Source organism: Microbacterium sp. ZKA21 (genome assembly GCF_050434165.1).
Lineage (GTDB): Bacteria > Actinomycetota > Actinomycetes > Actinomycetales > Microbacteriaceae > Microbacterium.
Genome location: NZ_JBNPVV010000009.1, coordinates 110309 through 122873, shown reverse-complemented (window position 1 = coordinate 122873; position 12565 = coordinate 110309). Strand labels below are relative to the sequence as shown.

Annotated in this window: 12 protein-coding genes; 8 read left to right on the top strand and 4 right to left on the bottom strand. The window is 67.2% G+C overall.

Annotation, left to right across the window (positions count from 1 at the left end):
• Positions 1 to 34: 34 nt before the first annotated feature.
• Positions 35 to 1489 carry a 30S ribosomal protein S1 gene (rpsA, locus tag M2317_RS16945; RefSeq protein WP_406245608.1) on the bottom strand — a complete coding sequence of 485 codons (1455 nt, stop codon included), beginning with the start codon at positions 1487 to 1489 and terminating at the stop codon, positions 35 to 37.
• 212 nt (positions 1490 to 1701) lie between these two features.
• Here rpsA and M2317_RS16940 point away from each other — a divergent pair, with 212 nt between their 5' ends.
• Together M2317_RS16940 and M2317_RS16935 are read left to right on the top strand one after the other, a co-directional pair.
• A complete protein-coding gene (locus M2317_RS16940; RefSeq protein ID WP_429462198.1) occupies positions 1702 to 2241 on the top strand; it encodes a hypothetical protein in 540 nt (179 codons plus the stop codon).
• Positions 2242 to 2285: 44 nt separating this feature from the next.
• Positions 2286 to 3101 carry a hypothetical protein gene (locus M2317_RS16935; protein WP_429462196.1) on the top strand — a complete coding sequence of 272 codons (816 nt, stop codon included), beginning with the start codon at positions 2286 to 2288 and terminating at the stop codon, positions 3099 to 3101.
• A 6-nt stretch (positions 3102 to 3107) separates the two neighbouring features.
• Here M2317_RS16935 and M2317_RS16930 read toward each other — a convergent pair whose 3' ends face one another.
• Positions 3108 to 4259, bottom strand: a complete 1152-nt coding sequence (locus M2317_RS16930; protein ID WP_429462194.1) for a hypothetical protein — start codon at positions 4257 to 4259, stop codon at positions 3108 to 3110.
• Between the two features lie 60 nt (positions 4260 to 4319).
• On the opposite strand from M2317_RS16930, the gene M2317_RS16925 reads away from it, so the two are divergent.
• Positions 4320 to 5240, top strand: a complete 921-nt coding sequence (locus M2317_RS16925) for a 5'-3' exonuclease (protein ID WP_429462192.1) — start codon at positions 4320 to 4322, stop codon at positions 5238 to 5240.
• A gap of 3 nt (positions 5241 to 5243) precedes the next feature.
• On the opposite strand, the gene M2317_RS16920 is transcribed toward M2317_RS16925, so the two are convergent.
• Complete coding sequence (locus M2317_RS16920) at positions 5244 to 6230, bottom strand: PHP domain-containing protein (protein WP_429462190.1); 987 nt, start codon at positions 6228 to 6230, stop codon at positions 5244 to 5246.
• A gap of 2 nt (positions 6231 to 6232) precedes the next feature.
• Complete coding sequence (trpD, locus tag M2317_RS16915) at positions 6233 to 7297, bottom strand: anthranilate phosphoribosyltransferase (RefSeq protein WP_429462188.1); 1065 nt, start codon at positions 7295 to 7297, stop codon at positions 6233 to 6235.
• Positions 7298 to 7440: 143 nt separating this feature from the next.
• Between trpD and ctaE the strand changes: the two genes are divergently transcribed.
• From ctaE to M2317_RS16890, 5 genes are all read left to right on the top strand, one after another.
• Positions 7441 to 8133: an aa3-type cytochrome oxidase subunit III gene (gene ctaE / locus M2317_RS16910; protein ID WP_429462186.1), complete on the top strand. Its 693-nt coding sequence runs from the start codon at positions 7441 to 7443 to the stop codon at positions 8131 to 8133.
• A gap of 20 nt (positions 8134 to 8153) precedes the next feature.
• Positions 8154 to 8984 carry a cytochrome bc1 complex diheme cytochrome c subunit gene (qcrC, locus tag M2317_RS16905; RefSeq protein ID WP_429462184.1) on the top strand — a complete coding sequence of 277 codons (831 nt, stop codon included), beginning with the start codon at positions 8154 to 8156 and terminating at the stop codon, positions 8982 to 8984.
• 36 nt (positions 8985 to 9020) lie between these two features.
• On the top strand, positions 9021 to 10097 hold the full coding sequence (gene qcrA / locus M2317_RS16900; protein WP_429462182.1) for a cytochrome bc1 complex Rieske iron-sulfur subunit: 1077 nt from the start codon (positions 9021 to 9023) through the stop codon (positions 10095 to 10097).
• Positions 10094 to 11908 carry a cytochrome bc1 complex cytochrome b subunit gene (qcrB, locus tag M2317_RS16895; RefSeq protein ID WP_429462180.1) on the top strand — a complete coding sequence of 605 codons (1815 nt, stop codon included), beginning with the start codon at positions 10094 to 10096 and terminating at the stop codon, positions 11906 to 11908. The genes qcrA and qcrB overlap by 4 nt, the downstream gene beginning before the upstream one ends.
• Before the next feature lie 134 nt (positions 11909 to 12042).
• Positions 12043 to 12462, top strand: coding sequence for a rhodanese-like domain-containing protein (locus tag M2317_RS16890; protein WP_429462178.1), 420 nt, complete (start codon positions 12043 to 12045; stop codon positions 12460 to 12462).
• Positions 12463 to 12565 lie beyond the last annotated feature (103 nt).

Below are 12565 nucleotides of genomic sequence, written 5' to 3'. Positions count from 1 at the left end.
CCGAAGGTGACGGCCCGTTCCGTTGAAGCGATGCTTACGCGTTGCCGCCCGAGAGCTTCTCGCGCAGAGCCGCAAGAGCCTCGTCGTCAGCGAGCGTGCCGGCGCCGGAGTCGCTGGTGAACGACTGCGCAGCAGCGAAGTCGTCGCCTGCGGCGGCCTCGGCCTCGGCTGCCTTGGCAACCGCGACCTTGTGCGCCTCCCAGCGGGTCTGGGCGGCAGCGTACTCCTGCTCCCAGGCCTCGCGAGCGGCGTCGAAGCCTTCCTTCCACGCACCGGTCTCGGGGTCGAAGCCCTCCGGGTACTTGTACTCGCCGTTCTCGTCGTACTCGGCGAGCATGCCATACAGGGCCGGGTCGAACTCGGTGCCGAACGGGTCGACCGACTCGTTCGCCTGCTTCAGCGACAGCGAGATGCGGCGACGCTCGAGGTCGATGTCGATGACCTTGACGAAGACCTCTTCGCCGACCGACACGACCTGCTCGGCCAGCTCGACGTGCTTGCTGGAGAGCTCGGAGATGTGGACCAGGCCCTCGATGCCGTCTGCGACGCGGACGAACGCACCGAACGGAACGAGCTTGGTGACCTTGCCCGGTGCGATCTGGCCGATCGCGTGGGTACGGGCGAACACCTGCCACGGGTCCTCCTGCGTCGCCTTCAGCGACAGGGAGACGCGCTCGCGGTCGAGGTCCACCTCGAGGATCTCGACGGTGACCTCCTGGCCGACCTCGACGACCTCGGAAGCGTGCTCGATGTGCTTCCAGGACAGCTCGGAGACGTGCACGAGGCCGTCAACGCCACCCAGGTCGACGAACGCACCGAAGTTGACGATCGAGGACACGACACCCTTGCGGACCTGACCCTTGTGCAGGTTGTTGAGGAAGGTCGTGCGCGACTCGGACTGCGTCTGCTCCAGCAGCGCGCGGCGCGAGAGCACCACGTTGTTGCGGTTCTTGTCGAGCTCGAGGATCTTCGCCTCGATCTCCTGGCCGAGGTACGGCGTGAGGTCGCGGACGCGGCGCAGCTCGATCAGCGATGCCGGCAGGAAGCCACGGAGGCCGATGTCGACGATGAGGCCACCCTTGACGACCTCGATGACGGTGCCGGTGACGACGCCGTCGTTCTCCTTGATCTTCTCGACGTCGCCCCAGGCGCGCTCGTACTGCGCACGCTTCTTGGAGAGGATCAGTCGGCCTTCCTTGTCCTCCTTCTGGAGAACGAGGGCCTCGACCAGGTCGCCGACGGCGACGACCTCGTTGGGGTCGACGTCGTGCTTGATGGAAAGTTCGCGCGAGGGAATGACGCCCTCGGTCTTGTAACCGACGTCCAGCAGAACCTCGTCGCGGTCGATCTTGACGATCGTGCCCTCGATGATGTCGCCGTCGTTGAAGAACTTCAGGGTCTTCTCGACCGCGGCCAGGAAGTCCTCGGCAGATCCGATGTCGTTGATCGCGACCTGCTTGGTGGCCGGGGCGGTCGTTGCGGTAGTCATGTAGTGGGTTGTCCTTGTTGAATGGGTGCTCGGGCTTCCGGCCCACGTGCGCACACGTGTCTGACGGCGGGAAAGCGAATGGATTTGGAGTGCTGCCACGAAGGCACGCACCAGCGCGCCACAAGTGACACTTCAGATTATCAGGTTCGGCGGCAGATTTCTCCTGTGGATAACTCACACGGATGCCGAGCCGTTCGCGTTAGCGTGAGCGGGTGATTCCCTCATCCACCCGTCACCGCGGTCTGACCATCATCGGCATCGTCGCCCTGGCTGCAGGCTGTCTCGCCGGGTGCGCGCCCGAACCGGAGCCGACACCCACGCCGACATCCGCATTCGCGTCCGAGGAGGAGGCGTTCGCCGCTGCTGAAGAGGTCTACCGGGCGTACAACGAGGCTGGCAACGAGCGCCTGGCGGGCAATGGCTCCCCGGACCCGCAAGATTTCCTAATTGGGACGGCTCTTGAGGGCGACATCGAGGCTCTGCGGGTATTGGATACCGAAGGCCTAACGCTCGAAGGCACCGTCGACATGCTCGCGTTCACCGGCATTTCCGCCGAATTGGCTTCCGATGCGACCGTGACCGCGCTTGTGTGCCTCGACGCATCGGCTACACGTGTCGTAGACAGCGAAGGCGTCGATGTCACTCCTGCCTCGCGCGAGGAGACTATCGCTCAAGTCGTTACCTTCACGGGCTCGATGACCCGCCTACAGATCTCAGCCGAAACGGCGGCCGAGTCGGACGAATGCCCATGACGAAACGCGGGATCCTGGCAATCGCAGTGATTTGTTCCGTCGGCATGCTTGCGTGCGGATCGGCCGGTGCTGCCGTCGCGTCCGGCATTGCGTGCCCGAAGCAGCTCCAACTCGCCGGCATTTGCAACTCAGGCAACGACGGCAACGAAGTAGTCGTCGGAGGCACCGGCAACGAAGAAGGCTCCGATGGTCGCGATGGCCGTGACGGCGACGAGGGTTCACGCGACCGCGACCGCGATCACGACTACGAAGCCGGTCCTGCCCAACCCGATGCCCCCTCGGAATTCGAGCAGTGCCTGGACGATTGGAACCGCTACATCGGCTGCTTCCAGCGTGAGGATCCGCCGGACCCGGCAGATCCTGCGACTCCCGCGATCCCCGCTGTCACCATCACCGACATCGCGCGCTTCGCCCCGGCCGGTGCGCTCGTCACGGCAGAACCCGACAATGTCGGGGTCGTCGGTCTTCCGACGAACTTCGTGGGCTCGGCATCCGCCCACACCGTCGGCGGAGAGCTGTTCGGCTACCCGATCTCCGTGCGCTTCACGCCGGTCGGTTTCGATTTCGACTACGGAGACGGAACCACGGCGACGACGGCGGACGGCGGCCGGAGCTGGGCGACCCTGGACCAGGCGCAGTTCACGCCCACCGCGACGAGCCACGTGTACGCGCAGCGCGGCGAGTACACCGCCACGGTCGACGTCCGCTACACCGCCGAGATCGACCTGGGCATCGGTTGGTTCCCGATCGACGGCGAGCTCACCAGCGAGGGTCCGGGTCAACAGGTCCGGATCTTCGAGGCGCATACCGCACTCGTCGCCTACACCTGCGAGCAGGCACCCCACTCGCCCGGCTGTTGACTCGGGTCACGGCACGAAGATCCAGACCCGCGCGTTCCTGGTCCCTTCCCACCCCGACCAGTCCGTCCCGCCGACCGCGACGAGCTGCTCGCCCGCCCAGGCGGGGGTGCCGACCACGTCCGGCGCGTCGGGCGGGCTCGTCATCGGCGTCCAGGTCTCCTCGACGTCGTCGAAGATGTAACCGTCCGCGGCCAGGAACCGACCGCCACCCGCTATCCGGCCCTCCCACGGATCGCGGAGAGGTTCGGGTGCGCCGGGCAGCGGCGACCAGACGCCATCGGGGATGCTCAGCATCCCGCCGAACGGATACTCGCGCCCCCAACCGTTCACCGCGCCGCCATCGGCTCCACCCAACGAGGCATCCACGACGCGCTCTCCCGTCCACGCAGCCGACCAGCCACCGATCTGACCGGTATCCGGCAGCCGAGTCCAGGTGCCGGACTCGCGGTCGTACAGCGCGGCCTGCACCAGCGACGGACGTTCGGACCCCGGACTCTCGACGAGCGCCTTGCCGGTGAGCAGCATCCCGTCGGGCGTCGGCACCAGGAGCCGATCGAACATCGGGCCGAGCGGATCGGCCGGCAGCTCCGACCACTCGCCCGAGGCGACGTCCAGCACCAGATCCGCGCCCGCACCCGACTCGTGCGACGCGAGCGGCAGCACGAGGTCATCCCCGTCGGCGACGAGCCGCCTCGGCTGCTCGTCCGGGACGTCCAGCTCACGCCACTCGTCCTCGGCGACCGAGTAGGACATCAACTGCCCGCGCACGTTGTTCTCCCCGGCCCACATGAACACCTGCCCGGCAACAAAAGCCCCCGAGCCAGGAGCGATCCCGACCGACGCATCGGCAAGCTCTCGCCACGTGCCGGTTTCAGGATCGAGCGCCGCACCGTCGTGCGCGGATGGTCCGATCATGCAATCCGCGAACGGCGGGCACGGCGGCGCGAGGTCGCCGCCGACGACGATCAGTTCGTCCCCGGTCCACACCATCACCGGGCCCTCGCGGGGCTTCAGCGGGAAGTCGTCCGCCGACGTCCAACCGGCCGGCCGCGGTGTCGGCTCCGCGACGACTGTCGGCGCAGGATCAGTCACGGCAGCCGCGCATAAGGCCAGCAGCATCGTCGCCGCTGCGAGGGCGATACCCGTCACGATCCTCATGCCCATGAGTGTCCGAACGACCGCGTCCGTCTCGAAACCCGCCTGTGCCATGCTGAACCCATGAGCGACAGGCTGATGCTGCTGGACACCGCGAGCCTCTACTTCCGCGCCTTCTACGGCGTGCCGGACAAGGTGAAAGCCCCCGACGGCTCCCCTGTCAACGCCGCGCGCGGCCTGCTCGACATGATCGCGAAGCTCGTGTCGACGTACCGCCCGACGCATCTCGTCGCCTGCTGGGACGACGACTGGCGCCCGCAGTGGCGTGTCGACCTCATTCCCAGCTACAAGGCGCATCGCGTCGTCGAAGTCGTGCCGAACGGCGCGGATGTCGAGGAGGTTCCTGACCCGCTCGAGGTGCAGATCCCGCTCATCCGGGCGGAGCTCACAGCCCTCGGCATCCCGATCATCGGTGTCGCGGCGCACGAGGCGGACGATGTGATCGGCACGCTCGCGACCCTTGCCACGATGCCGGTGGACATCGTCACCGGCGACCGCGATCTCTTCCAGCTCATCGACGATGCCCGCGATATCCGTGTGATCTACACAGCCCGTGGAATGAGCAACCTCGACACGCTGACCGACGCGAGCGTCGTCGCCAAGTACGGCGTTCTGCCGTCGCAGTACGCCGATTTCGCCACGATGCGCGGTGACGCCTCCGACGGGCTTCCGGGCGTCGCCGGAGTCGGCGAGAAGACCGCGGCGACACTGCTCCAGACGCACGGCGATCTCGACGGAATCCGTACCGCCGCACGCGCCGGCGAAGGGATGTCCGCAGGGCTCCAGACGAAGATCCTGGCCGCATCCGACTACCTCGATGTCGCACCGACCGTCGTCCGGGTCGCCTGCGATCTCGACATCGCTGTTCCCGCCGCCCCGCTCGGTCACCTCGACGATGCTGCGAAGGATGCCGCCGTCACGCTCGCCGAGGCCTGGAACCTCGGCACGTCCATGACACGCGCACTGGCTGCTCTGCCCGTGTGATGCTCAATCCGCCCACGCGAGCAGGCGGTCGACTCCCCAGGTCGTGATGATCCGCGGTGCCGGGACGCCCGCGCGTTCGGCGCGAAGCGCGCCATGGTCCAGCAACGACAGTTGCCCCGGCGCATGCGCGTCCGAGTCGATCGAGAACAGGCAGCCTTCCTCGAGCGCGATCGCGATCAGTTCGTCCGGCGGGTCCTGCCGCTCGGGGCGGGAGTTGATCTCGACCGCGACCCCGTGCTCCGCGCATGCGGCGAACACCGCGCGAGCATCGAACTCCGACGCCGGCCTCGTCCCCCGCTCCCCCTGCACGAGCCGTCCGGTGCAGTGCCCGAGGACGTTCACACGTCCCGAGCGCACCGCCCTGAGCAAGCGTGCGGTCATGGGCGCGGCATCCATGCGGAGTTTGGAATGCACCGACGCCACCACGATGTCCAGGTCGTCGAGAAGCTCGGGCTCCTGGTCGAGGGCGCCGTCCTCGAGGATGTCCACCTCGATGCCGGCGAGCACCCGCAGATCGGCATCCGACTCCGCTCGCACCAGCGGGATCTGCTCGCGCAGCCGCTCAGCGCTCAGACCACGCGCCACGCGCAGCCGTGGCGAGTGATCCGTGATCGCCAGGTAGGCGTGCCCGAGCGCGCGGGCGGCTTCCGTCATGGTGCGGATCGGAGTCGTGCCGTCCGACCATTCCGTGTGGGCGTGCAGGTCGCCGCGCAGCAGACCGCGCAGCGCCGAGGTGATCTCCGGCTCGACCTCGCCGCGCAGCTCGACGAGGTAACGGGGCACCTCCCCGGCCTGTGCCTGCGTGATCACCTCGAACGTCGAGGCGCCGATGCCCTTCGCCGCACGCAGACGCGTCGGGTCGGCCCGCACCTCGTCCGGCAGGGCGTCCCAGGTCGCGGCAGCCTGACGAAACGCCTTGGCGCGATATCGCGAGGCCCGCTCGCGCTCCAGCAGCGCGGCGATCTCGAGGAGCGCGGCTGCCGGATCCATGATCAGACCGTGGCCAGCTCGCGCGAGACGGACACCCACTCGTCGAGCTTCGCCGCAGCGCGTCCGTCGTCCACCGCCGCTGCCGCCTTCGCGAAGCCGTCGCGCAACCGGTCCAGGATCGGACGCTGCACCTGCGCCGCATCCTGCGACAGCTCGTACGCGACGATTCCCGCGGCCGCGTTCAGCAGGACGATGTCGCGCACCGGCCCCTGCTCGCCGGCCAGCGTGCGGCGGAGGATCTCAGCGTTGTGCTCGGGCGTTCCGCCGATGAGGTCCGACAGATCCGCCAGGGGGATGCCGAGATCACGCGGGTCGAGGTCGTGCTCGTGGATGTCGCCGCGCGACACCTCCCAGATCCGGCTGTGTCCTGTGGTCGTGAGCTCGTCCAGACCGTCGTCGCCGCGGAACACGAGTGCGGTCGCCCCGCGGGTGCGGAAGACGCCGGTGATGAGCGGGACGCGCTCGAGCTGCGCGACCCCGACCGCGTTGGCCTCGGCGCGGGCCGGGTTGCAGAGCGGGCCGAGCATGTTGAACACGGTCGGGATGCCGAGTTCGGCGCGCGCGGGACCCGCGTGCTTGAACCCGGGGTGGAACGCCGCGGCCCACGCGAACGTGATGCCGGTGCGATCGAGCACCGAGGCGACATGGTCCGGGGAGAGGGAGAGTTCGAGTCCCAGCGCACCGAGGACATCGGATGCTCCGGATGCCGAGCTCGCGGCCCTGTTCCCATGCTTGACGACGGGGATGCCTGTGGCGCCGATGATGACGGCAGCGGTGGTCGAGATGTTGACGGTCCCCACGCGATCGCCACCCGTCCCGACGATGTCGAGCACGTCAGGAGAGACCGGCAGCGGGACGGCTGCTTCGAGGATCGCGTCGCGGAAGCCGACGATCTCGTCGATCGTCTCCCCCTTGGCGCGCAGTGCGACCAGGAAGCCGGCGAGCTGAGCATCCGAGATGTTCCCGTTCATGACCTGGCGCATCGCCCACGTCGATTCCCACACGCTGAGATCGCGCCGCTCGAGAAGCGTGGTGAGCACATCAGACCAGGTCAGGGATTCAGCCATGTGTGCGATCCTAGCGGCGCGCAGAAATTCCTCCTGCCCTCGGCGCCCGGCCCGGCATCCGTCGTTTCCCTTGAATTCACCGCAGATTCGCAGGCGTTTCTTAGGTTGCCCTAAGTGCCACACCAGCGAATCGGGGGCCTGCGATGCAAGAATCGCGCGCCGGGATCGGCCATAATGGAGGGGTGACGACCTCAGCGACGTATGCCCCGGCTGCCCGAACCATCAAGCGGCCCAACCCGGTAGCTGTCGGCACCATCGTGTGGCTCGGCAGCGAGGTGATGTTCTTCGCGGGACTGTTCGCGATCTACTTCACCCTCCGCAGCACCTCTCCGGAGTTGTGGGCCCAGGAGACCGAACTGCTCAATGTTCCGTTCGCGGCGATCAACACCGCCATCCTGGTGCTGTCCTCAGTGACGTGCCAGATGGGTGTCTTCGCCGCCGAGGATCTGCAGCCCTACCGCATCGCGAAGGGGCAGCTGAACCCGGCCGGCCGTCGCCGGCTGTTCGGCTGGGGCATGGTCGAGTGGTTCTGGATCACATTCGCGCTCGGCGCGATCTTCGTCTCCGGTCAGGTCTGGGAGTACGCCCAGCTGGTCGCCGAAGGCCTGCCGATCCAGGCGAACTCGTATGCTTCGGCGTTCTATATCACCACGGGCTTCCACGCCCTGCACGTCACCGGTGGCCTCATCGCGTTCCTGCTAATCATGGGCCGCGCGTTCGCCGTCAAGAACTTCACGCACAAGGAGGCGACCTCCTCGATCGTGGTGTCCTACTACTGGCACTTCGTCGATGTCGTCTGGATCGTGCTGTTCTTCGTCATCTACTTCCTGAAATAAGAGCGGAGCTGATCCCTGAGATGGCACGAGAGAAGAAGCGCCGTTCGAACGGTCGTCGCAGTCCCTTCGCGGCAGCGGCACTGATCGGAGCAGGACTCCTCATCACCGGCGGCGTATATGCCGGTGCTTCCGCGGCGATCGCCGCGACCGAGACACCGACCGTCGCATCGGCGTCGCTGACGGCCGAGGACGGCGAGAAGCTGTTCCAGGCCAACTGCGCCACCTGTCACGGCCTCGACATGCAGGGCACCGACAACGGCCCGAGCCTCATCGGCGTCGGCGAGCTCGCCACCGAGTTCCAGTTGTCCACCGGCCGCATGCCGCTGCAGATGCAGGGCCCGCAGGCACCGCAGAAGCCGGTGCAGTTCACCGAGGACCAGATCCAGGCGATCGCCTCGTACGTGCAGTCCGTGGCCCCCGGCCCGACCTACCCCGCCGACTGGATCACGTCCGGTGAGGCGAACCCGGAGAACGCCGAGGACGAGGCGAGCGTCTCGCACGGAGCCGAGCTGTTCCGCGTGAACTGCGCGATGTGCCACAACGTCGCCGCCGCGGGTGGTGCGCTCACCGAGGGCAAGTACGCTCCGGCTCTGACCGAGACGAGCGCTCTGCACATCTACGCGGCCATGGTCACCGGCCCGCAGAACATGCCCGTGTTCGGCAACATGAACCTGTCCGACGAGGACAAGCGCGACATCATCGCGGCACTGGTCTTCCAGCAGGAGTCCGTGCAGCCGGGAGGCTTCTCGCTCGGATCCCTCGGCCCCGTCTCCGAGGGCCTGTTCGTGTGGATCTTCGGCATCGGCGCGCTTGTCGCCATCACCGTGTGGATCACGGCGAAGTCCAACTGACGCATATTCATCGAAGAGGAACGTACGAGGAGCACCATGGCACACGACGACGACTCGCAGGCTCTTGACAGGGCCTACCAGCCCTCTCCGGGGCTGGGTGTCGCAGTCAGCGATCCCGTGCAGAACCCGGGGCTGCCGCCGCATCGCGAGCGGATGACCGACAAGGACCCGCGCGCCGAGAAGCGCGCGGTCCGCACGGTCTACACGCTCTTCTATCTGTCGCTGGCCGGATCCATCTGGGCGGTCGCCGCCTACATGCTGTTCCCGATCGAGGACCAGTCGCTGGTCTCGATCCGCTACAACAACCTGTTCATCGGTCTCGGCATCGGTCTCGCGCTGCTGTCCCTGGGCCTCGGAGCCATCCACTGGTCCAAGGCGCTGATGAGCGACAAGGAGTTCACGGAGCACCGGCACCCCACGCGCGGCAAGGACTCCACTCGCGAGGCCTCGATCAAGGCGTTCGCGGACGCGAACGCGGAGTCCGGGTTCGGACGCCGCGTGATGATCCGCAACTCGCTGTTCGCCGCGCTCGTCGCGTCGATCATCCCCGGCGTCACGCTGTTCCGCGGGCTCGCCCCGCACTCGACGCCCGAGGACCCGACGGCCGGTGACCCGGTCGTGCTGCTCCAGCACACCATGTGGGCCGAGGGCCAGCGCCTCGTGCGCGACCCCGATGGCACCCCCATCCGCGCGGCGGATGTCACCCTCGGTTCGGCGTTCCACGTCATCCCTGAGGATCTCGCGACGCTGTCGCACCACGACGGCTACCTCGAGGAGAAGGCCAAGGCGATCGTGCTGATGATGCGCCTGCGCCCCGAGCAGCTCACCGAGGCCGAGGACCGCAAGGACTGGTCGTACGACGGCATCGTCGCGTACTCCAAGGTCTGCACGCACGTCGGCTGCCCCGTCGCACTGTACGAGCAGCAGACGCACCACCTGCTGTGCCCGTGCCACCAGTCGCAGTTCGACGTCACGGACCACGCCAAGGTCATCTTCGGCCCGGCCGCGCGTCCGCTGCCCCAGCTGCCCATCACCGTCGACGACGAGGGCTACCTCGTCGCACGCAGTGACTTCCACGAACCCGTCGGCCCGAGCTTCTGGGAGCGCCATTGAGCACCGCAACGCTGTCCAACGAGGACAAAGACACCAAGGCGCCCCTCGGCGGCCGCTTCGTCGGCGCCGCGTCGAACTACATCGATGAGCGCACCAGCCTCTCCGGCTTCGTCAAGGAGCTCGGTCGCAAGATCTTCCCCGACCACTGGTCGTTCATGCTGGGTGAGATCGCGCTGTGGAGCTTCGTGGTGGTGTTCCTCTCCGGAACCTTCCTGACGTTCTTCTTCCAGGCCTCGATGGTCGAGACGCACTACACCGGCGCCTATGCCCCGATGCGCGGCATCGAGATGTCGGCGGCTCTCGAGTCGACCCTGAACATCTCGTTCGACGTGCGCGGCGGCCTGCTCGTCCGCCAGATCCACCACTGGGCGGCGCTGGTGTTCATCGCCGGCATCGGCGTGCACATGCTGCGCATCTTCTTCACGGGTGCGTTCCGCAAGCCGCGCGAGCTGAACTGGGTGATCGGCTTCGTGCTGTTCGTCCTGGCACTCGCCGAGGGCTTCACCGGCTACTCGCTGCCGGACGACCTGCTCTCCGGCAACGGACTTCGCATCATCGACGGCATGGTGAAGGGCCTCCCGCTGATCGGCACGTGGACGTCGTTCCTCGTCTTCGGCGGCGAGTTCCCCGGCACCGACATCGTCGGACGCCTGTACACGCTGCACATCCTGCTGCTGCCTCTGCTCGTGATCGCGTTCATCGTGCTGCACCTCATGCTCATGGTGATCAACAAGCACACCCAGTTCGCCGGCCCCGGCCGCTCGAACGACAACGTCGTCGGCTACCCGATGATGCCGGTGTACATGTCGAAGATGGGCGGCTACCTGTTCATCGTCTTCGGCACGATCGTGCTGATCGCGACGTTCTTCCAGATCAACCCGATCTGGAACTACGGCCCGTACGACCCGTCTCCTGTCTCCGCCGGAACCCAGCCCGACTGGTACATCGGCTTCGCAGACGGCGCTCTGCGCCTCGCTCCGTCGAACTGGGACATCGTCTTCCTCGACCGGACGTGGTCGTTCGGCATCATCGTCCCGGTGCTGGTGCTCGTGGTGTTCCTCGTCGCGGTTGCGATCTACCCCTTCATCGAGGCGTGGGTCACGGGCGACAAGCGCGAGCACCACATCGCCCAGCGTCCCCGCAACGCGGCCACGCGCACCGCGATCGGCGTCGCCGGCGTCATCTTCTACGCAGTCCTCTGGGCCGCGGCATCCTCCGACCTCATCGCCACGCACTTCATGCTGACGATGGAAGGTGTGATCCACACGCTCCAGGCACTGCTGATCCTCGGGCCGATCCTCGGTTACTTCGTCACGAAGCGCATCTGCATCGCGCTGCAGAAGAAGGACCGCGAGATCGTCCTGCACGGTTACGAGTCGGGCCGCATCGTCCGGCTCCCGGGCGGCGAGTTCATCGAGGTGCACCAGCCCGTCGACAAGTACGACCGCTGGAAGCTCATCGACGTCGACGGCTACGAGCCCCTCGTGGTGCGCCCGAACGCCAAGGGTCGCATCCCGTGGACGCAGAACCTGCGCTCGGCTCTGTCGCGCTGGTTCTACGAGGACCGTCTCGCTCCGCTCACGCAGACGGAGGTGGATGCCGCGGATGCCCATCAGCATCACGTCACCGCCCACATGGACGAGACCGAGGCCGCCGAGATCCAGGGTGCCCACGACCGAGCCGGCGCGCCCGATGCGCCGCTCGTCGCCTCAGAGGACCACGTCGTCGAGACCGCCAACACGCCGAGCACGGTCATCGCGACCGACCCGGTGAAGAAGAAGTCCCCGAAGAAGTCGGAGGACGGCGAGTAGACACCGCCGCTCTCCCCCGGCCCCGTCGCGTTCAGCGGCGGGGCCTTCTTCGTCTCCGGCGACGTGTCGCGAATCGTGCGAGAGGTGACCGCAACACGGCGGCGCGATCACCCCGGCATCCGTACGCTGGGATCATGATCGAACGTGCCGACTTCTTCGCCGCCAAACTCGCCTACGAGACGGACGCCAGCGACCTGTACGCCCGGCAGAGGGCCGGGGACGACGTCGTGGTCATCGACGTCCGCTCCGACGAGGCATGGGCGCAGGGCCGGGTCGCGGGAGCCGTGCACATGCACTACAACGACATCGCCGGCCGTGCACCGGCCGAGATCCCGCCGGGAACCGAGGTCGTCGTCTACTGCTGGAGCCCCGGGTGCAACGCCGGGGCGAAGGGCGCACTGGAGTTCGCCAAGTTGGGCTACGTCGTGCGCGAGATGATCGGCGGGTTCGAGTACTGGGTGCGCGAAGGCTATCCCGTCGAGAACGCCGATGGCGTCCACCGCCGTCCGATCGACCCGCTCACGGGTGTCCCCCGCATCCGCACCCGCGCGTGATCAGTGCGTCCGTCTGATAGCCTCTCGCCATGAGCCTGCAGAACGTGACGACGACGCCGGATACCCTCCGGCGTGCTCGCTAGCGCAGACTCAGCGAAACCAG

Excerpts from the sequence above, each read along its gene's own strand:
- qcrA (WP_429462182.1), top strand. The coding sequence starts at position 9,021 with ATGGCACACGACGACGACTCGCAGGCTCTTGACAGGGCCTACCAGCCC.
- qcrC (WP_429462184.1), top strand. The coding sequence starts at position 8,154 with ATGGCACGAGAGAAGAAGCGCCGTTCGAACGGTCGTCGCAGTCCCTTC.
- ctaE (WP_429462186.1), top strand. The coding sequence starts at position 7,441 with ATGCAAGAATCGCGCGCCGGGATCGGCCATAATGGAGGGGTGACGACC.
- trpD (WP_429462188.1), bottom strand. The coding sequence starts at position 7,297 with ATGGCTGAATCCCTGACCTGGTCTGATGTGCTCACCACGCTTCTCGAG.
- M2317_RS16930 (WP_429462194.1), bottom strand. The coding sequence starts at position 4,259 with ATGAGGATCGTGACGGGTATCGCCCTCGCAGCGGCGACGATGCTGCTG.
- M2317_RS16920 (WP_429462190.1), bottom strand. The coding sequence starts at position 6,230 with ATGGATCCGGCAGCCGCGCTCCTCGAGATCGCCGCGCTGCTGGAGCGC.
- rpsA (WP_406245608.1), bottom strand. The coding sequence starts at position 1,489 with ATGACTACCGCAACGACCGCCCCGGCCACCAAGCAGGTCGCGATCAAC.
- M2317_RS16935 (WP_429462196.1), top strand. The coding sequence starts at position 2,286 with ATGCTTGCGTGCGGATCGGCCGGTGCTGCCGTCGCGTCCGGCATTGCG.
- M2317_RS16925 (WP_429462192.1), top strand. The coding sequence starts at position 4,320 with ATGAGCGACAGGCTGATGCTGCTGGACACCGCGAGCCTCTACTTCCGC.
- M2317_RS16890 (WP_429462178.1), top strand. The coding sequence starts at position 12,043 with ATGATCGAACGTGCCGACTTCTTCGCCGCCAAACTCGCCTACGAGACG.